Origin of the sequence: Nocardia sp. NPDC050408, assembly GCF_044458905.1 — a bacterium.
Classification (GTDB): domain Bacteria; phylum Actinomycetota; class Actinomycetes; order Mycobacteriales; family Mycobacteriaceae; genus Nocardia.
In genome coordinates this window covers 368,630-391,649 of the sequence record NZ_JBITIL010000003.1, presented here as the reverse complement: position 1 = coordinate 391,649, position 23,020 = coordinate 368,630, and the positions used below count along the sequence as shown (strand labels likewise).

At 66.0% G+C, this 23,020-nt stretch carries 19 protein-coding genes and 2 tRNA genes; 6 read left to right on the top strand and 15 right to left on the bottom strand.

Annotation, left to right across the window (positions count from 1 at the left end; translation table 11 throughout):
* Nucleotides 1–38: 38 nt before the first annotated feature.
* The 3 genes from ACIBJI_RS11565 to ACIBJI_RS11555 all read right to left on the bottom strand — a co-directional run bounded on the left by ACIBJI_RS11565 (nucleotide 39) and on the right by ACIBJI_RS11555 (nucleotide 3,018).
* A complete protein-coding gene (locus ACIBJI_RS11565; protein ID WP_364338977.1) occupies nucleotides 39–623 on the bottom strand; it encodes an ATP-dependent Clp protease proteolytic subunit in 585 nt (194 codons plus the stop codon).
* 277 nt (nucleotides 624–900) lie between these two features.
* Nucleotides 901–2,274: a trigger factor gene (tig, locus tag ACIBJI_RS11560; protein WP_364338975.1), complete on the bottom strand. Its 1,374-nt coding sequence runs from the start codon at nucleotides 2,272–2,274 to the stop codon at nucleotides 901–903.
* A gap of 156 nt (nucleotides 2,275–2,430) precedes the next feature.
* The gene (locus ACIBJI_RS11555) at nucleotides 2,431–3,018 is read right to left on the bottom strand and encodes an FKBP-type peptidyl-prolyl cis-trans isomerase (RefSeq protein WP_364338973.1); all 588 of its coding nucleotides are present in this window, start codon (nucleotides 3,016–3,018) and stop codon (nucleotides 2,431–2,433) included.
* 272 nt (nucleotides 3,019–3,290) lie between these two features.
* Here ACIBJI_RS11555 and ACIBJI_RS11550 point away from each other — a divergent pair, with 272 nt between their 5' ends.
* From ACIBJI_RS11550 to ACIBJI_RS11540, 3 genes are read left to right on the top strand one after another with little or no spacing between them, the layout of a single operon-like run.
* Nucleotides 3,291–5,759 (top strand): phosphoketolase family protein, encoded by a 2,469-nt coding sequence (locus ACIBJI_RS11550; RefSeq protein ID WP_364338971.1) that lies wholly within the window; start codon nucleotides 3,291–3,293, stop codon nucleotides 5,757–5,759.
* 54 nt (nucleotides 5,760–5,813) lie between these two features.
* Nucleotides 5,814–7,349, top strand: a complete 1,536-nt coding sequence (locus ACIBJI_RS11545; protein ID WP_397083962.1) for a 3' terminal RNA ribose 2'-O-methyltransferase Hen1 — start codon at nucleotides 5,814–5,816, stop codon at nucleotides 7,347–7,349.
* On the top strand, nucleotides 7,349–9,919 hold the full coding sequence (locus ACIBJI_RS11540) for a polynucleotide kinase-phosphatase (RefSeq protein ID WP_397083960.1): 2,571 nt from the start codon (nucleotides 7,349–7,351) through the stop codon (nucleotides 9,917–9,919). The genes ACIBJI_RS11545 and ACIBJI_RS11540 overlap by 1 nt, the downstream gene beginning before the upstream one ends.
* Before the next feature lie 27 nt (nucleotides 9,920–9,946).
* Here the strand turns inward: ACIBJI_RS11540 and ACIBJI_RS11535 are convergent, their stop codons facing one another.
* Nucleotides 9,947–10,537 (bottom strand): short chain dehydrogenase, encoded by a 591-nt coding sequence (locus ACIBJI_RS11535; RefSeq protein ID WP_364338965.1) that lies wholly within the window; start codon nucleotides 10,535–10,537, stop codon nucleotides 9,947–9,949.
* A gap of 156 nt (nucleotides 10,538–10,693) precedes the next feature.
* On the opposite strand from ACIBJI_RS11535, the gene ACIBJI_RS11530 reads away from it, so the two are divergent.
* On the top strand, nucleotides 10,694–11,932 hold the full coding sequence (locus ACIBJI_RS11530) for a serine hydrolase domain-containing protein (protein WP_364338963.1): 1,239 nt from the start codon (nucleotides 10,694–10,696) through the stop codon (nucleotides 11,930–11,932).
* A 237-nt stretch (nucleotides 11,933–12,169) separates the two neighbouring features.
* Here the strand turns inward: ACIBJI_RS11530 and ACIBJI_RS11525 are convergent, their stop codons facing one another.
* The gene (locus ACIBJI_RS11525; protein ID WP_364338961.1) at nucleotides 12,170–12,886 is read right to left on the bottom strand and encodes a TetR/AcrR family transcriptional regulator; all 717 of its coding nucleotides are present in this window, start codon (nucleotides 12,884–12,886) and stop codon (nucleotides 12,170–12,172) included.
* A gap of 98 nt (nucleotides 12,887–12,984) precedes the next feature.
* Here ACIBJI_RS11525 and ACIBJI_RS11520 point away from each other — a divergent pair, with 98 nt between their 5' ends.
* Nucleotides 12,985–13,686, top strand: coding sequence for an NAD(P)H-binding protein (locus ACIBJI_RS11520; RefSeq protein WP_364338959.1), 702 nt, complete (start codon nucleotides 12,985–12,987; stop codon nucleotides 13,684–13,686).
* A gap of 34 nt (nucleotides 13,687–13,720) precedes the next feature.
* Here the strand turns inward: ACIBJI_RS11520 and ACIBJI_RS11515 are convergent, their stop codons facing one another.
* From ACIBJI_RS11515 to ACIBJI_RS11495, 5 genes are all read right to left on the bottom strand, one after another.
* Complete coding sequence (locus ACIBJI_RS11515) at nucleotides 13,721–14,116, bottom strand: DUF1801 domain-containing protein (protein ID WP_364338957.1); 396 nt, start codon at nucleotides 14,114–14,116, stop codon at nucleotides 13,721–13,723.
* A 364-nt stretch (nucleotides 14,117–14,480) separates the two neighbouring features.
* A complete protein-coding gene (locus tag ACIBJI_RS11510) occupies nucleotides 14,481–15,980 on the bottom strand; it encodes an ATP-binding protein (protein ID WP_364338955.1) in 1,500 nt (499 codons plus the stop codon).
* A gap of 79 nt (nucleotides 15,981–16,059) precedes the next feature.
* A complete protein-coding gene (locus tag ACIBJI_RS11505; RefSeq protein ID WP_364338953.1) occupies nucleotides 16,060–16,776 on the bottom strand; it encodes a response regulator transcription factor in 717 nt (238 codons plus the stop codon).
* A 195-nt stretch (nucleotides 16,777–16,971) separates the two neighbouring features.
* A tRNA-Pro gene (locus tag ACIBJI_RS11500) sits at nucleotides 16,972–17,045 on the bottom strand.
* 44 nt (nucleotides 17,046–17,089) lie between these two features.
* A tRNA-Gly gene (locus tag ACIBJI_RS11495) sits at nucleotides 17,090–17,163 on the bottom strand.
* A 491-nt stretch (nucleotides 17,164–17,654) separates the two neighbouring features.
* On the opposite strand from ACIBJI_RS11495, the gene ACIBJI_RS11490 reads away from it, so the two are divergent.
* The gene (locus ACIBJI_RS11490; RefSeq protein WP_397083956.1) at nucleotides 17,655–18,608 is read left to right on the top strand and encodes a diguanylate cyclase domain-containing protein; all 954 of its coding nucleotides are present in this window, start codon (nucleotides 17,655–17,657) and stop codon (nucleotides 18,606–18,608) included.
* Between the two features lie 42 nt (nucleotides 18,609–18,650).
* On the opposite strand, the gene ACIBJI_RS11485 is transcribed toward ACIBJI_RS11490, so the two are convergent.
* The 5 genes from ACIBJI_RS11485 to ACIBJI_RS11465 all read right to left on the bottom strand — a co-directional run bounded on the left by ACIBJI_RS11485 (nucleotide 18,651) and on the right by ACIBJI_RS11465 (nucleotide 22,966).
* The gene (locus ACIBJI_RS11485) at nucleotides 18,651–19,433 is read right to left on the bottom strand and encodes an alpha/beta fold hydrolase (protein ID WP_397083954.1); all 783 of its coding nucleotides are present in this window, start codon (nucleotides 19,431–19,433) and stop codon (nucleotides 18,651–18,653) included.
* A gap of 24 nt (nucleotides 19,434–19,457) precedes the next feature.
* Nucleotides 19,458–20,393, bottom strand: a complete 936-nt coding sequence (locus ACIBJI_RS11480) for a PDR/VanB family oxidoreductase (protein ID WP_397083952.1) — start codon at nucleotides 20,391–20,393, stop codon at nucleotides 19,458–19,460.
* A gap of 181 nt (nucleotides 20,394–20,574) precedes the next feature.
* Nucleotides 20,575–21,654: a Rieske 2Fe-2S domain-containing protein gene (locus tag ACIBJI_RS11475; protein ID WP_397083950.1), complete on the bottom strand. Its 1,080-nt coding sequence runs from the start codon at nucleotides 21,652–21,654 to the stop codon at nucleotides 20,575–20,577.
* A gap of 97 nt (nucleotides 21,655–21,751) precedes the next feature.
* Nucleotides 21,752–22,495 carry an IclR family transcriptional regulator gene (locus ACIBJI_RS11470; protein ID WP_397083947.1) on the bottom strand — a complete coding sequence of 248 codons (744 nt, stop codon included), beginning with the start codon at nucleotides 22,493–22,495 and terminating at the stop codon, nucleotides 21,752–21,754.
* A 12-nt stretch (nucleotides 22,496–22,507) separates the two neighbouring features.
* Nucleotides 22,508–22,966, bottom strand: coding sequence for a MarR family transcriptional regulator (locus ACIBJI_RS11465; RefSeq protein ID WP_364338941.1), 459 nt, complete (start codon nucleotides 22,964–22,966; stop codon nucleotides 22,508–22,510).
* Nucleotides 22,967–23,020: the final 54 nt, after the last annotated feature.

Sequence of the window (23,020 nt, the reverse complement as noted above, 5' to 3'; positions counted from 1 at the left end):
TCCAAAGTCTGGGTGGGTGAGCGGTCTGCGGCGCCGACTTACTTCGCGCCGTTGGCCTGATCCGCGTGGCTGATCACGTGGTCGATGAAGCCGTACTCGAGGGCCTGCTTCGCCGTGAACCAGCGGTCGCGGTCAGCGTCGACGGTCACCTGCTCGATGGATTTACCGGTGTGCATCGCCTGCAGCTCGTTCAGCTCCCGCTTGGTGTGTGCGAACTGTTCGGCCATAATCGCGATATCGGCCGCGGAACCACCGATGCCCGCCGACGGCTGGTGCATCATGATGCGCGCGTGCGGCAGGGCGTACCGCTTGCCCTTGGTGCCCGCGGTGAGCAGGAACTGGCCCATCGATGCGGCCAGACCCATGCCGTAGGTGGCGATATCGCACTCGGCGAACTGCATCGTGTCGTAGATGGCCATACCCGCGGTGACCGAACCACCGGGCGAGTTGATGTAGAGCGAGATGTCCTTGGTCGGATCCTCCGCCGACAGCAGCAGGATCTGCGCGCACAGCTTGTTGGCGATGTCGTCGTCGACCTGGGTGCCGAGGAAGATGATGCGCTCACGCAGCAGGCGCTCGTATACCGAATCACTGAGGTTGAGACCAGCAGTGGGGGAACTCATGACGACCCCTGCCTTGTTCATTGTCACGGATACCTGCCTTCTCTTCTCACCGGCTCTGATTGCTACACAGCCATCACTGGTTCGCTGTCACAAACATTAACGAAGCCGGGCGGCACCGAACTCCCGGTACCGCCCGTCTTCGCTCACAGCGCAATCTCGCTGACGCTCGATTGCGCTGTGCGCGAGAGCGCGCTGTGCTTCTGGTTCACTCGCTACGCTCCTTCACAGCGCAATCACACAACCACACGGCAGTCGATCGCGCTGTCCTTCCATGGAATTATTCGGCGCTCGCGGCGGCGGTCTCTTCGTTGCCGTCGGACTCGGAACCCTCAGGGGCACCGAACATTTCGGCGGTGTCGACGGCGTTGCCGTCGGAGTCGGTGACCTTCACCTTGCCGACCACACCGGCCAGCGCCTTACCGCGACGCACGTCCGCGAAGACCGCGCCGAGCTGGCCCGCCTGCTGCACCTGCTGGATGAACTGTTCGGGCGAGAGGCCGTAGCGCTGCGCCTGGAACAGGATCCGCTCGGTGAGCTCCTCCTGGCCGACCTGGGTGTTGTCCGCCTCGGCGATGGCATCCAGCAGCAGCTGGGTCTTCACCGACTTCTCGGCGGACTCCTTGGTGTCCTTGTCGAATTCCTCGCGGCTCGAGCCCTGGGCCTCGAGCGCCTCGGCGAGCTTGGCCTCGTCGTGGTCGAAGCCGTGCACGGCATCGTGCACCACGGCGTCGATCTCGGCCTGCACGACCGCCTCCGGCAGCGGCACCTCGACCTGCTCGAGCAGGGTCTCGAGCACCTTGTCGCGGATCTGACCGGCCTGCTCGACCTTCTTGACGCGCTCGACCCGGTTGCGCAGGTCTTCCTTCAGCTCGTCGAGGGTGTCGAATTCGCTGGCCAGCTGGGCGAACTCGTCATCGGCCTCGGGCAGCTCGCGCTCCTTGACCGAGCGCACGGTGACGGTGATGACCGCTTCCTTGCCCGCGTGCTCACCGGCGACCAGGGTCGAGGTGAACTCCTTGGACTCGTCCACCGAAAGGCCGATAAGCGCCTCGTCCAGGCCCTCGATCAGCTGGCCGGAGCCGACCTCGTGGGACAGGCCGGTGGTGGCCGCCTCGGGCACGTCCTCGCCGTCGACGGTGGCCGAGAGATCGATGGAGACGAAGTCGCCTTCCTGGACCGGACGCTCGACACCGGTCAGGGTGCCGAAGCGCTGGCGCAGCGACTGCAGCTGCTCCTCGATGTCCTCGTCGCCGATGGTGAACGAGTCGACGGTCACCTCGATGCCGTCGTAGGCGGGCAGGGCGATCTCCGGGCGCACGTCGACCTCGGCCGTGAAGGCCAGCTCCTGGCCGTCCTCGATCTTGGTGATCTCGATCTCGGGCTGGCCGATGACCTTGACTTCGGAGGTGGTGACGGCCTCGCTGTAGCGGCCGGGCAGCACATCGTTGACGACCTGCTCGAGGATCGCGCCGCGGCCCAGGCGGGCCTCGATGAGCTTGGCCGGGGCCTTACCCGGACGGAAGCCGGGGATGCGCACCTGGTTCGCCAGCGCCTTGTAGGCCTTGTCGAAGTCCGGCTTCAGCTCCTCGAAAGGCACCTCGACGTTGATCCGGACCCGGGTCGGGCTCAGCTGCTCGACGGTGCTCTTCACGGACATGCTCCTTGTTCGTTGGTCCTGGTCGACTTGCTTGTGGCCGACTTGCTTGGGGTTATCACGAGCGAAATCGCCGCACGGCTTAACGTGCGTATCTCGACCAGGTTAGTTGACCCGTCGCGACGGGCTGCAGGCAGCACCGCCGCGGCGAGATTACTTGCCGACGGCGACCGCGTCGGTGACGAAGACCAGCGTTTCGTTGGGCTTGATGCCATTGCCACCCGCGCCGTAACCGAGGTTCGGCGGGATGATCAGCAGCCGCCGCGCGCCCGCCTGCACGCCGACCAGGCCCTGCTCCCAACCCGGAATGACCTTTCCGGCACCAAGGGTCAGCTGAAACGGCTTGCCGCGGTCGAACGAGCTGTCCAGCTTCTTCTTATCCGACCAGGTGATCAGCGTGTAGTTCATGGTCAGCGGCTGACCGGCGACCGCGCCGGGCCCGGTGCCGGGGACCAGATCCTTGACGACGAGCTGGGTCGGCGGGGTGCAAGTGTCCGGGATGGTGATCTTCGGCGTGGCGCCGAAACCGCCGACCACCACGATGTCGTCGGCGGTGCATTCGGCGCCGGTGTTCTGCGCGGGCAGCTGACCGAAGGTGGGCTGCGCCGACGCCGCGGCCGATGACGTGGCCGCAGACGTGGTGGTGCTCGAGCCCTTGTCGTCGTCCGAGCCACAGGCGGCCAGCGCGAATGTCGCGGCGGCGATGGTGCCGATACCGATGATCCTGCGCAGTGTTTGCATGCGGCGGACCATAATCCACCGCTGCTCGCCCCACCCAGCCACCCGCCGATAGTGCGACGACCGATGGCATCCGATCAGGTGACTTCCGGCACCAGACGCCCCCCGCCTCGACGCGAGACCGTGAGAACCGATTGACACGGACACACGTGGGTAGGCTGGCTGTGAATTCTCCATCCGGCGTTATCAATCCAACGTCGGCAACCGTGCAGGACCCGGTAACCGGCGGTCCCTCCAGGTGCCGCCGCCGATGCCCGAGTGAGGAGAGTCGGCGCATGACCCAGATGGCCAGTGTCGGGGGCGATACCTCGGCCGACAATGTCGAAAGCGGCGGCGGTGCGACCGTCGCGCCGCAACCGTATCGGCTCGCGGAAGTGCCAGGGCCGCTCGAGCGCGCGGAACTGGAAACGCTCGACGCGTGGTGGCGGGCCGCGAACTATCTGGCGGTGGGCCAGATCTATCTGATGAGCAATCCGCTGCTGCGCGAACCGCTGCGGGCCGAGCACATCAAACCGCGGTTGCTCGGACATTTCGGCACCGTGCCCGGCCTGAATCTGGTCTGGGTGCACGCCAATCGGGCGATTCGGCAGCGCGATCTCGACGCGGTCTTCGTGGCCGGGCCAGGTCACGGCGGGCCGGGACCGAATGCCTGCGCCTGGTTGGAGGGGACGTACTCCGAGCTGTACAGCCATGTGCCGCAGGACGAGCCGGGGATGGGCGCGCTGTTCGCACAGTTCTCCTTCCCCGGCGGAGTGCCGAGTCACTGTGCGCCGGAGACGCCGGGTTCCTTCCACGAGGGCGGCGAGCTCGGTTATTCGCTGTTGCACGCGTTCGGGGCGGCGCTGGACAATCCGGATCTGACGGTGTTCTGTGTGGTCGGCGACGGTGAGGCGGAGACAGGACCGCTGGCCACCAGCTGGCACGCCAATAAATTCCTCAACCCGATGCGCGACGGCGCGGTGCTGCCGATTCTCGCGTTGAATCAGTACAAGATCGCCAATCCGACCATCCTTGCGCGCATTCCGGAATCCGAATTGCTGTCGCTGATGCGCGGATACGGCTACGAGCCGATCGTCGTCTCGGGCAGCGACCCCGCGGCCGTCCATCAGGAGATGGCCACTGCCGTGGACACCGCCCTGGATCGCATCACCGAGATTCAGCGGGCCGCACGCACAGGGACCGATGGGGTGCGCCCGAGCTGGCCGATGATCGTGCTGCGCACACCGAAGGGGTGGACCTGCCCGCCGGTGGTCGACGGCGATCCGGTCGAGGGGACTTTCCGGGCACATCAGGTGCCATTGGCGGGTGCGCGCACCGATGATGCGCATCGGGCCGTGCTCGAACAGTGGTTGCGGTCCTATCAGCCGGAGCAGCTCTTCGATGAGTCGGGCAGGCCGGTCACGGAGCTGCTCGACCTGGTGCCGGACGGCGATCGACGCCTGAGCGCGAATCCAATTGCCAACGGGGGCATGCTCGTTCGGGATCTGCGGCTGCCCGATTGGCGGTCCTACGGCGTCGAGGTGCGCGAGCCGGGAGCGACCCAGCACGAGGCGACCCGGGTGCTCGGCGCCTGGCTGCGCGACGTCACCGCGCGCAATACGAACAACTTCCTGACCTTCGCCCCCGACGAATTGGCGAGCAATCGACTGCAGGACATTCTGCAGGTCACCGGCCGTAACTGGCAGGCCGAAATCGGCGACTTCGATGTGGATCTCGACCGCATTGGACGGGTGATCGAGGTGCTGTCCGAGCATATGTGCCAAGGGCTGCTCGAGGGCTATCTGCTGACCGGCAGGCACGGGGTGTTCACCTGCTACGAGGCATTCATCCACATCATCGACGCGATGTTCAACCAGCATGCCAAATGGTTGGACGCGAGTGCGGCGGTACCGTGGCGGCGACCCATCGCGAGCTTGAATTACCTTCTGTCATCACATGTTTGGCGACAGGACCACAATGGATTCACCCATCAGGATCCCGGATTCCTCGATGTGGTGCTGAACAAGAAGCCATCGATCGTGCGAGTGTATCTGCCGCCGGACGCGAATACGCTGCTGTCGACCTACGATCACTGTCTGCGTTCACGGCACTACGTCAATGTGGTGGTCGCCGGGAAACAGCCACAAGCGGACTGGCTTTCGGTTTCCGATGCCGCCGTGCACTGCGCGCGCGGCGCCGGAATCTGGGGCTGGGCCGGACAGAACGACGATCCGGGCACCACGCCCGATGTCGTGCTCGCCTGTGCCGGGGATGTACCGACGCTGGAAACGCTCGCGGCGGCGGCGATTCTGCGTGCGCGTCTGCCGGAACTGCGTATGCGAGTGGTGAATGTGGTCGACCTGATGCGGCTGCAACCATCCGACGAACATCCGCACGGCCTGTCCGACAGCGAGTTCGACTCGCTGTTCACCCGGGACCGACCGGTGATCTTCGCATTCCACGGATACCCGTGGTTGATCCATCGACTCACCTACCGGCGCACCAACCACAGTGAGCTGCATGTGCGCGGATACAAAGAAAAGGGCACCACGACAACACCTTTCGATATGGTAATGCTCAACGATCTGGACCGATACCACCTGGTCATGGATGTGATCGATCGGGTGCCGACCCTGCGGGAGAAGGCGGCGGGACTGCGGCAGGAGATGGTCGACGCACGCTGGAATGCCCGTGCCTGGACTCGAGAACACGGCGAGGACATTCCGGCGGTCGCGAACTGGACCTGGCCGAACCTCAGTCTCTGATAAGGCCCGCGAAACTTCCTTGCGTGCGGTGTGCGGCTCGGCGACGATCGCAAGATGCTGTTGACGATCACCTGCACACCGCCGGAAGGCGCGGCTTGGCCCGCGACCGATCTGGGCTTCTTGCTGCATAAGAACCCGGACCGAGTGCAGGCGTTCGAGCAGTCCTACGGCACCGCGCATGTGATGTACTCGGAGGCGACCGCGGCGCGCTGTACCGCGGCGCTGCTCTTGGAGGTGGATCCGATCCGATTGGTGCGCGGGCGCTCGCGCAGCACACCGGATTTCAGTCTCGGACAGTATGTCAACGATCGGCCGTATGCGGCGTCGTCGCTGCTGTCGGTGGCGCTCGGCGCGGTATTCCGCACCGCACTGCACGGACGCTGCGATCAACGGCCGGGATTGGCGCAGACCGCGCTGCCGTTGCGGATCGCATTGCCCGCGGTGCCGTGCAAGGGCGGCCCGGAAGCGGCCGAGCGGATCTTCGCACCGCTGGGCTGGACCGTGATCGCTGAACCACTCCCCCTCGATCCGGCCTTTCCGGAGTGGGGCGATTCGCATTACGTACGACTGGAACTCACCGGAACCATCCGCCTTGCCGACGCACTCGCGCACCTGTATGTCCTGCTGCCGGTGCTCGATGGGGCCAAGCACTACTGGCTGGCCGCAGACGAGGTCGACAAGCTGATTCGCGCGGGGGCCGGGTGGTTGGCCGAGCATCCGGAACGGAGCTGGATCACGCGGCGGTACTTAGCGCGCCGTCAGTCGCTGGTGCGGACCGCGCTGGCGCGGTTGGCCGAGGTGGACGATGTCGAGGCCGAGGAGCTCGATGCGGTCGAGGAGGGGGTCGACGGGGCGGACGAGCCCGCTGAAAATGGCGCGGCCGTAGCAACCGAGATCGCCGTGGAATCCCCCGCGTCGACGGAGGCTGCGCCGGTAGCCGATAGCGAAGAGCGTGCACCGTCGTTGGCGGTGATGCGGCGGGCGGCGGTCCTGGCCGCGCTGCGGGAGGTCGGGGCACATCGGGTGCTCGATCTGGGCTGCGGCGAGGGGGCATTGTTGCGAGAACTACTGGTCGACAAGGCCTTTACCGAAGTCGTCGGTGTCGACGTATCGATGCGAGCGTTGAATATCACCAAGCGGCGGTTGCGGCTGGATCGGATGCCGGAGCGGGTGGCGCAGCGGTTGACGTTGCTGCAGGGGGCGTTGACGTATACCGATGCGCGCCTGCGCGGCTATGACGCTGCCGTACTGATGGAGGTCGTCGAGCACATCGACGAGCCGCGGTTGGGTGCGCTCGAATCCTCCGTATTCGGTTCGGCCGCACCGGGTTCCGTGGTAGTAACGACGCCGAATGCGGAGCACAATGTGGTGTACGAGACGCTGCCCGCGGGCAAATTCCGGCACTCCGATCACCGATTCGAGTGGACCCGTGCGGAATTCGCGGACTGGGGGTCTCGCGTGGCCGAACGGTACGGGTACACGGTGCGCTTGGTGCCCGTCGGTGTCGAACATCCCGAATTCGGCCCGCCCACCCAGCTGGCCCTGTTCACGAAGGCCGCGACCGATAGCAGTACGAGAGGAGCCGCGTAATGACCGAGCTATCCGTCCCGGAGCTCTCCCTCGTCGTGCTGATCGGCAGTACCGGATCGGGCAAATCGACGTTCGCACGCAAGCACTTTCGGCAGACCGCGATCGTGTCCTCGGATGCGTGTCGCGGGACTGTCAGCGATGACGAGAACGATCAGTCGTCGACGCCGGACGCCTTCGCATTGCTGCACCACATCGCCGGTATCCGGCTGCGGCGCGGCCTACGCACCGTTATCGACGCCACCAATGTGCAGCCCAAGGCGCGTCAGGAGCTGATCGCGGTGGCGCGAGCGCACGATGTGCTGCCGGTAGCGATCGTGCTCGACGTCCCGGATGGCGTGTGCTTCGAACGCAATACGCAACGTCCCGACCGGTCGCACCTGCCCAGGCACGTGGTGTCCCGGCAGCAGCGCGAACTGCGCCGGGGCATGCGCGGTCTGGAACGCGAGGGCTTCCGGAAGGTGTACATACTGCGCGGTGTCGAGGAGATCGACTCGGCGACCATCGTCGACGAAAAGGCATGGAACGACAAGCGTGAGCTCACGGGGCCGTTCGATGTGATCGGCGACGTACACGGCTGCCGCACCGAATTGGAAACGCTGCTGGGCGAACTCGGCTACGACCTAGCGCGTGACGACGCCGGCCGGGCCGTCGGCGCGAGTCACCCGGCCGGGCGAACCGCGGTATTCGTCGGCGATCTGGTCGATCGCGGGCCGGATACGCCGGGTGTGCTCCGACTCGTCATGGGGATGGTGCGCGCGGGAACTGCGTTGTGCGTCACCGGAAATCATGAGAACAAGCTGGTGCGCGCACTCGACGGCCAGAAGGTGCGTATCGCGCACGGACTCGCGGAATCACTGGCCCAATTGGAGGCCGAGGACGAGGATTTTCGCAAGGCGGCGCTGGACTTCTGCCGTGGCCTGATCAGCCACTATGTGCTCGACGACGGCCGACTGGTGGTCGCGCACGCCGGGCTCAAGCAGGAGTACCACGGGCGCGCTTCGGGGCGGGTTCGCGCCTTCGCGATGTACGGCGAATCCACCGGGGAGACAGACGAATACGGTCTGCCGGTGCGTTATCCATGGGCCGAGGATTATCGCGGTCGCGCCACCGTGCTGTACGGCCACACGCCGGTCACCGATCTGCGCTGGGTGAACAACACTCTGTGCCTGGATACCGGGGTCGTCTTCGGTGGCAAGCTCTCGGCTCTGCGGTATCCGGAGCGCGTGCCGGTTTCGGTTCCGGCCGAACGGGTTTGGTACGAACCGGTACGTCCGCTGCAGGCCACTACCATCGCGACGCCCGACGGTGTGGTGCATCGCGATCCCGGCGTGCTCGATCTGGACGATGTGATGGGCCGCCGCGTCGTGGAAACCCGGCAGCACGGCCGCGTCGGCGTGCAGGAGGAAAACGCCGGGGCCGCATTGGAAGTGATGAGCCGCTTCGCCGTCGACCCGCGCTGGCTGGTGTACCTACCGCCGACCATGGCGCCTTGTGCGACCACCCAGCTGGACGGCTACCTCGAACATCCCGCCGAAGCCTTCGACTACTACCGGTCCGAAGGTGTGCGGCGCGTGGTGTGCGAGGAGAAGCATATGGGCTCGCGCGCAATCGTCCTCGTGACACGCTCAGCGCAGGCCGCGGCCGATCGGTTCGGTGTCGATGACGGCAGTACCGGCGCGCTCTACACCCGCACCGGGCGTCCGTTCTTCGACGACACCGCGCAGACCGAGGAGCTGCTCGCCCGGGTTCGTACCGCGGCCGAAACGGCGGGCCTGTTCGATGAACTGAACACCGAATGGCTGCTGCTCGATACCGAGCTGATGCCGTGGTCGGCCAAAGCCGTTGGCTTGCTGCGCAATCAGTACGCCGCCGTCGGTGCGGCCGCCCGTGCGGCACTCGGCACCGCGACCGATCTGCTTGCCGACGTCGCAGCTCGCGGCTTGGATGTAACCGATCTCGCGAACCGCACCGCCGCGCGCAAGACCGACGCGGTGGCCTTCACCACCGCCTACGGCCGCTACTGCTGGCAAGTCGACGGCTTGGCCGGTCTGCGCATCGCACCGTTCCAGATCCTGGCGGGCTCGGGAATCAATTACGCAGTGCGCGATCATGATTGGCATTTATCGACGGCCGACCGGCTGGTCGCCGCCGATCCCGACCTGTTCACCCCGACCGGCCGAACGATCGTCGATCTGACCGATCCGGACAGCGAAGCCGCCGCCACCAGCTGGTGGACCGAGCTGACCACGGCGGGCGGCGAGGGCATGGTGGTGAAGCCGTACGCCGCGATGGTCCGTAACGAAGGCGACCACCTGGTTCAGCCGGGCGTGAAATGCCGAGGCCCCGAATACCTCCGGATCATTTACGGCCCGGAGTACCTGCGCGACAACAACCTACACAGGTTGCGCACCCGCGGTCTGGGCCGCAAGCGCTCAATGGCGCTGCGCGAGTATGCGCTGGGCCTGGAAGCGCTGGACCGTTTCGTCGCAGGTGAACCGCTGTGGCGCGTGCACGAAGCGGTGTTCGCGGTCCTCGCCCTCGAATCGGAGCCGGTCGACCCACGCCTGTGAAGGATCACCCCCGCGGCCGGTACCTGGTCATGGCTCGACCACCCGGCCGTGGGCAGATCCCTCGATCAGCTCCACATAGGCCCGGACAACATCGGCCACCGGAGTGCCCGCAGAACCGTTACGCCCGAGTGCGGTGAGGGTCTCCGAGATCCAGCCCGGACTCACCGAATTCAAGCGGATTCCGCGCGGCAGTTCCAGCGCCGCCGCGGGCACGAAGCCGCCGAGACCCGCATTGACCGCAGCCGCGAAGGACAGGCCCGGCTCGGAGAAGGTCGAGATGCCATTGGTCAGCGTGATGGATCCGGAGTCATTGAGGTGCCGGATAGCGTGGCGGACCAGGTGAATTTGGCCTAGGAATTTGCCTTCCAGGCCGAGGAAGTACTCGTTGTCGGTCGAGTCGGCGAGTTCTGCGAGTTGGCCGCTGGCGGCTACGGCGACGACCGCGTCGATATTGTCCACCGCATCGAACAACGCGGCGATCGACACCGGATCGGCCAGGTCGATCTGGACCGGTCCGCGCCGCGAAGCGCGAACAACCTGATGATCCGGGTTCGCCTCGAGGGCGTCGACGAGGGCCGAGCCGATGGTTCCGGTAGCACCGATCACAACAATCTTCACGGGTCAGCCAAACCTCGTCGGGCCGCGCGCTATTCCGCCCACCGGTGCGTGCCATTGCATCTATCGCGTAACGCTGGTTACAGTAAGTTAGCAGGCTGCTTGCAACTGTTAGCAGCAGCCTGTGTGGCGTTATCTGACAGACAAAGGAGTCTGACCATGCCAGCTGCGAGCACCGATGGCGCGGGCGTGCCCGGCCACATGCTGGTCGACGATCGATTCACCACCGTCGCGGCCAAGTTCCTTTCGATGTTCCGGCGGAAGAGCCAGGGCGGCGGCGCGCTGGCGGTGTACCTCCACGGAGAGCCGGTGCTCGATATCTGGGCAGGGTGGGCAGATAGCGACCGGCGGTGGCGAGCCGATTCCATGGCACTGTCCTATTCGACCGGTAAGGGTGTCACCGCGACAGTCGCGCATCGGCTGATCGAGCGTGGTGTGCTCGAGTTGGACGCGGCGGTGGCGGACTATTGGCCGGCATTCGCGGCGCAGGGCAAGGGCAATATTACGATCCGCGAGGTGCTGAACCATCGCGCCGGAATGCAGCGCACCCGCGGTCTGGTCGCCGATTCGGACGATCTGCTCGACCACGATGCCGTGGCCACCGCGATGGCCGCATCCGCGCCGGATCCATTGCGGCTGCGGGCTTCCGGATATCACGGCCTGACCTTCGGCACCCTGGTCGCGGAAATCGCGCAGCGCGCCACCGGCCGCGACTTCATCGACCTCGTCCGCAGCGAACTTCGAGATCCACTGGGCGACAATGATTTCTGGTTCGGCGTACCCGAGAATCAGCGGCAGCGACTTGCTCGGCTCTCGCCTCGCCTCGGCATCGCCAGGGTCCCGTTCGACACGCTCATCGCACCGTTCGCCCCAGTGAAGATGATGAACTCCGCCCGCGGCGCGGTCTACGACGGCTGGGCCGATATGACCCTCGGCATGCGACCCTACGATGCGATGATGCCGGGCTGGAACGGCGTGTTCACCGCCCGTGCCATCGCCAAGATGTACGGCGCAATCGCCAATGACGGCTTGGTCGGCCACCGCCGCCTGCTCCGTCCCGAAACCACGCGGCGCATCGCGGAAATGCCGCCGAACAGCCGCTACGACTACGTCCTCGGCGCACCACCGCATTTCGCACTCGGCTACCACCGCGCCATCGTCGGAACCCGCCTCACCCGCCAAGCCCTCGGTCACTTCGGCATCGGCGGCTCTGGCGGTATCGCCAATCCCGGTCTCGGCCTGGGCATCGGTTTCGTCACCAACCATTTGGGCAACCACGCCATGTCCCTCGGCGACGCCCGCCTCCCCTTCCTCGCCGCGCTCAGCGAGCGCGCCGCCCGCGTGGCCATCGGCGATCCGGCTGCCGACACGCTGAACGGCACTCGCGCCGCCAGTTGATACCGCACCAGCGAGCGCCGGCGATCGCGGGCGATCGGTCCGCGGGCTCGACACCGATGCGAAGCCACGCGCCTACACCTCGCGGATCGCCGCGGCCACCGCGACAACACAGAACGCAACGGTCGGCCGAATAGTCCAGTCCGTATGTCCGACTGGCAGCGCGAGCCGATCAGGAAGGCCGCCAGAAACGGCAGCACAACCGTGTCGGCGCCCAGCAGCCCGGAGCCACGACCGGGCTCAATGCTCGGGTGGCCGCAATCCCAGTGAACGGATGAGGTGGCGGATTTCGTTGCGGTAGAGCTTTTCCGGATCGGTGGTCTGGGAGCGCAGATGTCCGAGGATTTCCAGGGAGACCAGGCCGTGCAGGTGGCCCCAGATGCGCAGGGCGATCGCGACGGCGGCGGGAGGTAGGCCGGGGAACTCCGCCTTGACCTCTTCGACGAGTTTCGGTTCGAAGTCCGACCACTCGAAACCATTGTCCGCGTAGAAGTTTTCGGCGTGCGGCCACGCGCCTGCGGCCAAGCCGGTCAGACCGGCGCACACTCGGTGTTCCGCGTCCGGGGCCGCACCGCCCTCAGGAGCCTGGTAGTTGGGCACGGGATCGCCGTAGATGAGGCGGAAACCAGCCGGATTCGCCACGGACCAATCGCGAAATGCACAGGCCCACGCGAGGATTCGCCCCGAAGCGTCGGCGGCGGGTCGGGCATCGCGGGCAGCCTCGACCGCATCGGCCAGTTCGGAGTACACATCGTTGATCAGCGCGGTGATCAGGTCGTCGCGGGTCGGGAAGTAGCTGTAGACCGCGTTGGCGGTCATGCCCATTTCGCGCGCGATCGCCCGCAGTGTGATAGCGCCCGGTCCGCCCTCGGCCATCAACCGGAGCGCGACCTGCTTGATCTCCGCTGTCGTCTCGGAGCGTCGTAACTCCCGCCGGCTCGGCGTCGCAGTGCCCACGGCGGCAACTCTACAGCGGCGTGAGAAAACTAGACGTTGCTCAAAAACTTCACGCCGTATAGTTTATACACACCGTATCAATCAGTAGGAGGAGAACCATGTTCATCGGAGTAGTCGGCGCGACCGGCAATATCGGCCAGCGAGTACTCACCGAGGCGGTCGCCCGCGGCCACCACGTCACGGCGTTCACCAGGGACGCCGGCCAGATCACCACCAGCCAGCCGAACGTCAACTGGCGCAGCCTCGACATCTTCGACAGCGCGGCCATTGCCGCGGCCCTCCCCGGCATGGACGTCCTTATCAGCTGCTACCAACCCGGAAACGCGGCAGCCGATTTCGATGACACCGTCGCACGCTCCATCGCCGATCCGACGGTCTACGCGAGTGCCGCGCGTTCACTGCTCGATGCGCTGCATACGCACCCGCGCACGCGGCTGATCGTGGTCGGCGGCGCGGGGAGCCTGGAGTACGAGCCCGGCCGGATCACCGCCGATGACGACCGGCGCCTGGCCGATACCCTCGATGGACTCGGCCTGCCCCGTGAATACGCCGCAGCCGTACGCGGCCACCGCGCCGCTCTCGATATCCTGCGCACCTCGAACCGACTCTGGACCTACCTCAGCCCGGCCGAATTGATCGCAGCCGGCGAACGCACCGGCCGCTACCGGGTCGGCGGCGACCAGCCGATCCGCGATACCGACGGCAACAGCCGCATCTCCATCGAGGACGCCGCTGTCGCCCTACTCGATGAGGTCGAACTACCGCGATTCATCCAGCGGCGCTTCACAATCGGCTATTGACGGATGCTTCCGCACCGATGATCGGTGCGGAAGTTCAGCTTTCGCGTTTCAACTTGCGCCAACCACCCGCGCGGTTATTGGCGATGATCTGCTCGAACATTGCGAGCAGAGCTGGGGCATTGAGCTTTTCGCCCTCGTGGATGGCCACGGTGCGCCCGGTCTTGTTTTCGTGGCCGCCGGTGATGATGCCCTCGGGGTCCGGCACGATGCCGCCGTCGTAGAGGAAGACATTCACATGGGTCTTGGCCGCGAGCAGGGCGCAGATATTGCCGTCGAGCACGAAGTACGGCTGGACGGTGCGTTTGATGGTCTCGACGACCTCGGGATCAGCGGCGTGCACCAACTCGCGCACCTCATGACAGATCGCCTGCTGCCACTGGGGGAGCGGCTCGATGTAGGCGTCGACGCGCGGGTCCTTCCGATCGGACATGCGACCGATCCAAGCACAACCCGTACCTGATCACGGCCGATTTCTGCCGATCCGATGATCAACTCGGTTCGACACCCACGTGGTCGCCTACCTGATCCATCCCGAACACGGTGCCAGCGCAATCGCTCCGGGGCGCTATGTGATTCGCCGCCAACGCGAATGCGGCACCTCACGCCTCGGCCGCCCCGTGAACCACCTCATCGCCGACTGAGTTTCATCGGCGACTGCCGCGCCCGACGACTGCCGGGTTGGTCTTACACCGCCTCCACAGGCAGCGACCGCCGGTGCGGTGCAACGACATCGTCTCCTACCCGAAACCAGAACAATCATTAACTTAACCCGTTCGCGCCGAACCCGCCGATGATCAGGAAACGGCGAAAAGGATCCGGAAAGTCGCACCCGCGCCGGGTGTGCGCAACAGCTGGATCCGCGCACCGTGCGCCCCCAGGATCGCATCCGCAATCGCGAGACCGAGTCCCGAACCGCCGGTGCGGGAACGCGATTCGGCGGCCCGGTAGAAGCGATCGAAGATGCGCGGTGCGTTCTCCGGCGCGATGCCGGGTCCGTCGTCGTGCACATCGAGTACCGCGAATTCGGCCCCATCGGGCAGTTCCGCACCCGCTTCGGCGGCGACCGGATCGATCAACGCCGTCGCGGCTCTGATCCCGACGGTGACGGTGATCGCCGCCTCGACGGGCGTATGCACCAACGCATTGGTGACCAGATTCGTCACGACCTGCCGCAACCGATGCTCGTCACCGACGATCCGAACCGGGTCATCCGGACTCTCCAGACCGATATCCCGATCCGGAGCTCGGGTGGCGGCATCGCGCACCACTTCCATCGCGAGCATCACCAGATCGACCTCCGTCAGATCCAGCGCCCGTTCCTGATCGGATTTGGCCAGCAGCAACAGGTCGTCGACGAGCACACCCATTCGGATCGCCTCGCCCTCGATCCGGCTCATCATCTCCCGCACGCCAACCTCGTCCGACGCACCACCGCGCCGATACAGCTCGGCATAACCGCGCACCGAGGTCAGCGGGGTGCGCAGTTCGTGGGAGGCGTCGGCGATGAACGCCCGCATCCGCTGCTCGGAATCTGCGAGCTGACGTAGTGCCGTGGACAGCCGGGTGACCATCACATTGAACGCGGTGCCGAGCCTGCCGACCTCGGTATGCGGATCGGTCTGTGCGACACGGCGGTCCAGATCCCCGCCCGCGATCGCCTCGGCCGTGTGCTCGATCCTGGTCAGCGGTCGCAGGCCGATTCGCACCAGGACCGCCGCGATCACGCAGATGGCGAGCAGCAGCGTGGCCCCCGCCACCAACTCGATCGTGCGGAGGTTGCCGGTGGTCGCCTCGGTGGTCGCCAGCGACATCGCGATCGCGACGGTGCCCCCATCGGGCTGCCATTCGGTCGCCGGCTGCACGACAGTGCGCACCCGCCAACGGATATCGCTGTTCTGGTCACCGACCGTGAACGCACTGTTGGGGCGGGCGCGTACCGATGCCGCGTCCATCGCGGGCAATCCGGGCACGGTGCTCACCTGGGCCGGTGCGCCGAGCTTGCCGATCTGACGCCCTTCGACATCGAAGAACATCAGCCGGAAATCCGACGGCAACTGCTCGTACTCCGGCGGGCCGGATGGCGGGGGCGGCGGCGGCCGCTTGGTCGAAGTCATATCGCTGGCAACGTGATTCAGCTGGTCGTCTACTCGGCCGAGCAGCGCGCGATCCAACATGGTCACGCTGAGCAGGCCGAAGGCAGCCATTCCGATACCGGCGATCGCGACCAAGGCCAGCAGCAGCCGGGTGCGTAAGGTCAACCGGCGAGCCCGATTCCACACCCGCCGCTCGTTCATGACTGCGCCTCACTGGCGCTCGGCTCCGCCATGACCGAGCGATGCCCGGCAGTGTTGATTGTTCGCTCGCCGCGCTCACTCACGAACGTCCGCCGCCGAGCCGCAGCGTGTAGCCGACACCGCGAATCGTGTGAATCAGCGGCGGATTCCGGGCATCGACCTTGCGGCGGAGCTGGCTGATGAATGTCTCCACGACACGTCCGTCGCGGCCGGTCTCCGCACTCCACACCCGATCGATGATCTGCTGCTTGCTGACCACCTTCTCGGCGTTGACCACCAGATACTGCAGCAGGCTGAATTCGGTGGCCGACAGCCAGATCTCGGTGCCCGCACGATATGCCGCATGCGCATCGACATCCAGTTCCAGGTCCGCGTACCTGAGCACCCGATCGTCGCCGGACTCCGGGCCGAGGGTGCGCCGCAGAATCGCGCGCAGCCGAAGCAGGACCTCCTCGATGCTGAACGGCTTGGTCACATAGTCGTCGCCACCGGCGGCCAGCCCGGCGATCCGATCCTCGACCGCGTCCCGGGACGTCAGGAACAGCACCGGTACCCGACTGTCGGTCTCCCGCAGCCGCCGCGCCACCGCATAGCCGTCCAGATCCGGAAGCATCACGTCCAGCACCACGATGTCCGGCGGATGCGCCGCCGCTTCGGCGAGCGCCGCGTACCCGCTGCCGGCGGTATGCACATCGAAGCCGCTCATCCGCAGCGCGGCGGAGAGCAGGTCCAGAATGTTGGGCTCATCATCGACCACGAGAACGGTCGCGGCCGGTGACGTGTCACGGTCGGGCACGGCTACACACTATGCCGCACCGCCCAACGGGCCGGGGAAGCGATCGGATCGTAGGAATTTCACCCCGAACCGGCGATGCCAGCTACCTTGCCGCATCCCGCCAGCACCTTGCCGAGCTACCTCCGAGGGTGACACGCGAAACGCGGAACGTGGCCCACCGCAACCGAACCCGGTCCGTGGACACTGGCACTCTTGTCGGGGTGACAGGATTTGAACCTGCGACCCTCCGCTCCCAAAGCGGATGCGCTACCAAGCTGCGCTACACCCCGTGGCCTCGCGGCGAAAGACGGTGCCGACGAGGATGAATCCTGCGTGGAGCGGGTGACGGGAATCGAACCCGCACCATCAGCTTGGAAGGCTGAGGTTCTACCATTGAACTACACCCGCAGGCATACGACATCTGATGGGATCGCCACGATGTCGTGTGCGAACCGACTGTACCGAATCGGGCGGCGGAAACGCCAATCAGCCCCCATTAAAGCGCTCAGCGCGGCCGCTGTCCGCCGAATCCCCGCCGTCGACGGTAGCCGATCGCTATCACTGAGCCGGAAACATCCCTTTCGGCATGCTGTCGGCGTGTCGGTCCGCGACTTCCCGGCGAACAAAATTGATGTGTAACGCCGGCGGTGCGACAGCGATGACATACCCGATCGCCATTCGCGAGGGACCGATAACTCGTTATAAAACGGCGTTTTTCAGTGCCGAGTGGCTTGCTAGGATCCTTTTTGCCGGACGGGGGTATCTGGAAAGGGGGCGGTGAGCGTGCACCAAGTGAGGTGGACACAACCGCGTAGCAGTGGGAACGATCGGGGTGACGCCGGCACCTGTGTGGGAACAGGGCACCCGGGTACCGACATCACCCGTGGCGGGTGAGTGCGATGTCTGCGGATGTCGAACCACCGGTAGCGCAGATGGCAGGCGCGTGGGCGCGTGCGGTCTGCGCGGAACCGGGATCACACGCGTCACCACAACAGTTGCAGCCGGTATTGGTCGAGATCATCGGGCGGCTACTTTTGCTGGCCAGGTCCGAGCCCTTCCCGGTGCCCGCGGCGCGGGATTTGGGGGCGCGGCTGGTCGAGGCTCCGTTCGAACGGACCAGAATGCTGGCCCAGGCCACCCGCTGGCTGCTCGGCTTCCCGGCGGGGGCGCCCGGGTCGCTGGTCGCCACGCGCTGGCCGCTGGTGGCCAGTCAGGCCATCGACAGCTATGCCCAGGCGCTGCAGGAGCGGGCGCTGGCCCAGCAGGAGCAACACATTTCGGCCGCGGTGTCGTTGCGGGTGCAGGAGATCGCCGCGCTGCAGCATCGGCTGCGGCACGAAGCCACCCATGACGCGCTGACCGATCTGGCCAACCGGACGCTGCTGCAGGACAAGGTGCGGCTGATGACGGCCGACCCGAACCGCGGCGTCGGCCTGCTGCTGATCGACCTGGACCGGTTCAAGCAGATCAACGACAACTACGGACATGCCGTCGGCGACGAGGTGCTCGTCGAACTGGCCCGCAGACTGCGCGAGATCTGCCCGCCGGATACGGTCATTTGCCGTTACGGCGGTGACGAATTCGTGCTCGCCACCAACCCGTTGCACAAGACCGTCGGCGAAATCGCAGGTCAGATCGTGGCCGCGCTGAAGGATCCGGTGTGGACGACGGCCGGTCCGGTGCCGGTCTCGGCCAGTGTCGGCACCGCCTACTGTCCGCCGGGCGACTCCTGTGATTTCACCGATCTGCTGCGTAGCGCCGATCGCGCGATGTATTCGGCGAAGACCGCGGGCGGACGCCGCTTCGCCCTCGCCGACTCCGATAAACCCGAAATCAAGGCCGTCGCAGGCTGATCCGATACCGGCCCTCTGGTCACCCCCAGAGGGCCGGTCCAGTCAGCTGGCCGGGTGCAGGAAACCTTGTACAAGCGACACGAGTTCGGCTGGCTTCTCGAAGAACACCACATGGCCGCTATCGATTTCGGCGTATCGACTGTTCGGGATCGCGGCATGCAGGTCGCGGGCATGGGTGACCGGCACCAGCTGGTCCTGGGTGCATCCGATCACCAACGTCGGTGCGGCGATACGACTGAGCTCGTCCCGGATGTCCACTTCGAGGTTCACCTCGATCTGCCGCAGCGTTCCCGGTTCGGGTTTCGTGGCGCGCAATTGCGCCAGACCCGCGTGGCCGAGTCCGCTCAGGAACGCCGGGCTGAACGCCAGCAGCGGACCGAATGCGGAGGCCATTTCCGGACCGGCCTCCAGCGACGCCGCCCAGCCGTGCAAGACGAGCAGTTGCCGGGGATCCTCGGTCACCGCCCAACCCGCCACCAGGACGAGGCTGCGCACCAGATCTGGACGCCGTCCCGCGACCGCTGCCGCGACAACCGCGCCGAGGGAGAAACCCACCAGGTCGACCTGGCCGGTCGAGGAGTCCTCGATGGCCGCGATGATCTGCTGGACCAGCAGGTCAAGGGTCAGTCGGCCCTCGGGTGCAGTGGTACCGCCGCTGCCCGCGTAGTCGGGTGTGACAACGGTGTTGCGGTCGCTGAACCCGGCGATGAGGTGCCCGAAATTGGATTCGGCACTCATGCTGGTGCCATGGACGAGGACCAATGCTGGTCCGGCACCGGCCACGGAGTAGTGGACATCAGTATCTGAGACTCTGACGACGGGCATAACGGGAACCTTTCGATAGTCGGACTAGATGTCCAGGACGAGAAGCGGGGTGTGGGCGCGTGAGCGGCAGATCATCATCACGTCGGTGTCCTGTGGGGTGAGGATGCTGTCGCGATGGTCCGGAATACCGTCCAGGACAACGGTCTCGCAGGTGCCGCAGGTGCCTTCGCGACAGGAGGACAAGACCGCGATGCCGGCCTGTTCGACAGCGTCGAGGATGGAGGTGTTCGCCGGGATGTGCACGGTGACACCGGATTGCGCGCATTCGACATCGAAGGCGGAATCGACAGTAACTTCGGTCGGCTTCGGTGCGAACCGCTCGAGGTGCAGGGCATCGGCGGGCCAGATTGCGGCACAGCGGCTTTCGACGGCCGACAGCAGTGACTCCGGGCCGCAGCAATACACCAGGGTTCCCGGATCCGGATTGGACAGGATGGCGTCGAGATCGAGCGGGCCGGTCTCGCTCTGCGGCCACACCTCGATCGGCCCGAGCGCCGACAGTTCGGGTAGGTAGGCCATGCTCGCGCGGGTACGGCCGCCGTAATGCAGGCTCCATTCGCCGCCGCGGGCCGCGACAGTGCGGATCATCGGCAGCAGCGGTGTGATACCGACACCACCGGCGATGAACCGATAGCGCTGCGCGTCTCGAAGCGGGAAGTTGTTGCGGGGGCTTCGGATTCGCACGCGCTCGCCCACGGTCAGCCGGTCGTGGACGTAGGCCGATCCACCACGGCTGTTCGGCTCACGTAGGACCGCGACCGTCAATCGGTCGTGGTCGTCGGGATCGCCGCACAGCGAATACTGGCGCACCAGGTCCGGGCGCAGAATCAGGTCGATGTGTGCGCCCGGTTGCCATTTCGGGACGTGCCCCTCGGTTACGGAGAGGGTGAGTTCGACGATGCCGTCGGCGAGGGTGCGGCGGTCGGCGACGGTGACGGCGAATTCCGGTTCGGCGGTCATGCTCCGGTTCCGATCAGAGTCATGGGCTGCGGATCGGCAACGCGGGTGTGATGACCGTCGGGGTGGGCGAGCAACCACTGCCAGATCTCGATCGGGTCATCGGCGATATGGGTTGCACCGCAATGGCATCGACCGAATAGTTGATCGCTGCCCGGGTACCACTGCACGCGGTGACAGGCGGTCATGCTCGGGTCGTTTCGGTCCGGGCGAGCTCGGCGATGAGCCGACGTGCCGCCAGCGCGCCGGTGTCGATATTGATCGACAGCTCCTGGTAGGCGCCTCCGGCGCGTTCCTCCGCGGCGATGACCTCCTCGACCAGGTTCAGCGCCACCACGTCCTGCATGACCACGGTGTGATTGCTCTTGTGCAGGTAATCGGTCACGTCCTGGTCGTCGATCGCGAAATCCCTTGCCACCATCCAGAAGTCGTGTACCGAATGCGCGGTTTCCGGAGTGAGGGCGTACACGATTTCGGTGTGGAACGCGCCGAGATCGGCGTCGGCGCCGTGACCGGGCAGATAGCCGTCGGGTGGATAGTGGCCCTGCGGCGCGACGCGACTGTGCAGCCGGTACAGGCACGGTGGCTGGAACTCGATGTCCTGCCAGCGGGTGATGCGCCCGGCGATGCCGGTCGAATTGGCATAGAAAGGCGGGCATTCGGCATCGTCCATGTGCCGGCTCACCCGCACCACACCGGCGGCCTGGTCGACCTCGGTGGTGATCGGCGTCTCCGCGACCTCTGGGGTGCCGATATAGCCGCCGTGCAAATAGGTTTCGTGGGACAGGTCCATCAGATTGTCCATCAGCAGCGCATGCCTGGCCCGGATGGTCTCCAGGCCGCGGATAGTGGTCCAGCCGTCCTGTACCAGCCACGGTGCGCGCGGTATCGCCCCCGGGTCGGCCGACTCGCGGTCGCCGATCCACACCCAGACGAACGAATCCTGTTCCACCACAGGGTAAGAGGCGACTCGGGCGCTGCGGGGAATGCGGGTCTGCGCGGGCACCGCGACACAGCTGCCGGTGCGGTCGTAGGTGAAGCCGTGATAGCCGCAGACGACACGGTCACCGACCAGCCGCGACTGCGACAGCGGGTAGCGGCGGTGGATGCAGCGGTCGGATAGTGCCGCCACCGCGCCGTCCTCGGTCCGGTAGAACACCAGTGGCTCGTTGCAGATGGTGCGCGCGAACAAGTCGCGACCGATCTCCTGACCGTAGGCGGCCACATACCACTGGTTGCGGACAATTGCGGTTGTCGGGCTCATCGGAATGCTCCTGAATGTGATCCCCCGGGCGGGCTGTGCGGTCCATCGTGTGGGCCGCGCGATGCGTGAGCCAAGACACACTTCCGTCGAACGGAAGTCAGCGCCCGCCACCCAACTGCCGGGTGATGCCGTGGGCCGCGGTGCGCACCGCCGGAGCCCACATGCCCCGGCGGGCATCCCCGGCCGGTACGACAATCGACAGCGCCGCCGCGACCTGGCCGTCCGAACCGAAAATCGGTGCGGCGACGGAATATCCGTCGAGGGTCACCTGTCCATCGCTGATCGCGACCCCGGTGCGGCGCACCTCGGCCAGTGCCCGCCGCAGCACCTCGGGCGTACTGATCGTCTTCGTGGTGAATACCGCCAGCGGCCGGTCGGCGATCTTGGCCACAACCTCGGCGGGAGCGTAGGCCAGGATGGCCAGCCCGACGCCGGTCGCGTGCATCGGCCAGCGTGCGCCCACACGTGTGCGCACGAATACGGCGTCGCGGCCGGCGAGGAATTCGACATAGACCACTTCGGTGCCATCACGGACCGCCAGCTGCACATTCTGGTGCGTCGCCTCGTACAGGTCCTCCATGAACGGCAGCGCGACATCACGGATCGGCCTGGCGCGCGGACAGTAGGAGGCGATCTCCACCATGCGCAGACCGATCTGATATCCGCCACTCGCGGCGCGATCCAGCGCACCCCACTGCACGAGATCGACGACGTGGCGGTAGACCGTCGTCTGCGGAAGACCGGTGCGCTCGGCGAGTTCCGACAGCTTCAACACCGGGTGGGCGTTATCGAACGCCTCCAGCAGAACCAGTGCGCGGGCCAGGACCGACGACTGGGTCATTGCGGAGGCCTGTCAGGACAGCGCATGCCAAGCCCGGACCAACGCCGAGCGGAAATCGTCGGCCTGCTCGGCCGTCATACCGCTGATCATCTGCTGTTCCACCGCGTCGACCTCGTCGGCGACATCGGCAAGCAACCGCCGCCCCGCCTCGGTGAGGTGGATCAGCAGCTCGCGCCGATTGCGTGAGTTGCGTTCGCGCGCAATGAGTCCACGACTTTCCAGCGCGCGGACCACATCCGCGACCGACTGTGCCGTGACGAACGAATCCCGCGCCAGCTGCGCGGCCGGTAAGCCATCGTGCCGCTCGAGCACGGTCAGCGCGGTGTACTGCAATGTGGTGATCCCGATCGGGCGCAACAGCTCGTCCAAGCGCGCCCGCACCGCCAGCTCGACCCTTTTCACCGCGTACAGCAGCGAGGTCTGACTGCCCGGCAGTCGGCTTACGGTCGGCTTCGCCTCCGAAATCGTCACCAGCATTCTCCTCACCGCTGCGTCGTCACGGGCGCCGAACCGAGATGTTCGGCG

Coding starts and splice junctions, on each gene's coding strand:
- ACIBJI_RS11510 (WP_364338955.1), bottom strand. CDS start 15,980: ATGAACGAGCGGCGGGTGTGGAATCGGGCTCGCCGGTTGACCTTACGC.
- ACIBJI_RS11555 (WP_364338973.1), bottom strand. CDS start 3,018: ATGCAAACACTGCGCAGGATCATCGGTATCGGCACCATCGCCGCCGCG.
- ACIBJI_RS11540 (WP_397083960.1), top strand. CDS start 7,349: ATGACCGAGCTATCCGTCCCGGAGCTCTCCCTCGTCGTGCTGATCGGC.
- ACIBJI_RS11530 (WP_364338963.1), top strand. CDS start 10,694: ATGCCAGCTGCGAGCACCGATGGCGCGGGCGTGCCCGGCCACATGCTG.
- ACIBJI_RS11480 (WP_397083952.1), bottom strand. CDS start 20,393: ATGACCGCCGAACCGGAATTCGCCGTCACCGTCGCCGACCGCCGCACC.
- ACIBJI_RS11470 (WP_397083947.1), bottom strand. CDS start 22,495: ATGACCCAGTCGTCGGTCCTGGCCCGCGCACTGGTTCTGCTGGAGGCG.
- ACIBJI_RS11515 (WP_364338957.1), bottom strand. CDS start 14,116: ATGTCCGATCGGAAGGACCCGCGCGTCGACGCCTACATCGAGCCGCTC.
- ACIBJI_RS11475 (WP_397083950.1), bottom strand. CDS start 21,654: ATGAGCCCGACAACCGCAATTGTCCGCAACCAGTGGTATGTGGCCGCC.
- ACIBJI_RS11565 (WP_364338977.1), bottom strand. CDS start 623: ATGAGTTCCCCCACTGCTGGTCTCAACCTCAGTGATTCGGTATACGAG.
- ACIBJI_RS11520 (WP_364338959.1), top strand. CDS start 12,985: ATGTTCATCGGAGTAGTCGGCGCGACCGGCAATATCGGCCAGCGAGTA.
- ACIBJI_RS11490 (WP_397083956.1), top strand. CDS start 17,655: ATGTCTGCGGATGTCGAACCACCGGTAGCGCAGATGGCAGGCGCGTGG.
- ACIBJI_RS11485 (WP_397083954.1), bottom strand. CDS start 19,433: ATGCCCGTCGTCAGAGTCTCAGATACTGATGTCCACTACTCCGTGGCC.
- ACIBJI_RS11545 (WP_397083962.1), top strand. CDS start 5,814: ATGCTGTTGACGATCACCTGCACACCGCCGGAAGGCGCGGCTTGGCCC.
- ACIBJI_RS11550 (WP_364338971.1), top strand. CDS start 3,291: ATGACCCAGATGGCCAGTGTCGGGGGCGATACCTCGGCCGACAATGTC.